Source organism: Micromonospora sp. DT4, assembly GCF_049841675.1.
Lineage (GTDB): Bacteria > Actinomycetota > Actinomycetes > Mycobacteriales > Micromonosporaceae > Micromonospora.
Map to the genome: position 1 here is coordinate 1 of NZ_JBNCKT010000458.1, position 305 is coordinate 305.

Here is a 305-nt window from a genome sequence, read left to right on the forward strand (position 1 = left end):
GGCGGTTAGCGCTTGCCGAGGGCGAGCGCGGTGATGGGTGTGCCGGTGTGTCGGGACAGGGCGGCGGTGACGTCGTCTCGGGCGTCCTCGGGGGCGATGCCGGCCAGGTTGGCTAGGGCGGCGGTCATGCCCAGGTGGTCGCGGACCTTCACGAAGCCGAGCAGTTCGCGCAGCTGCGGCGCCCACACGGTCTTGCCGGCGGCGAGGTTGGCGTTGAGGTCGATCGCTGCGGCCACGACCGGTTTGGGGACGCCGAGTTGGCGGGCGAGGTCCCAGTCGGTGGTGACGTGCAGGTGGACGGTGAA

At 71.5% G+C, this 305-nt stretch carries 1 pseudogene; it reads right to left on the bottom strand.

The features are described 5' to 3' along the window. Window positions 1–5 precede the first annotated feature (5 nt). Window positions 6–305 (bottom strand): annotated as a pseudogene (locus tag ACLQ24_RS30525) (AAA family ATPase); the annotation flags it as partial.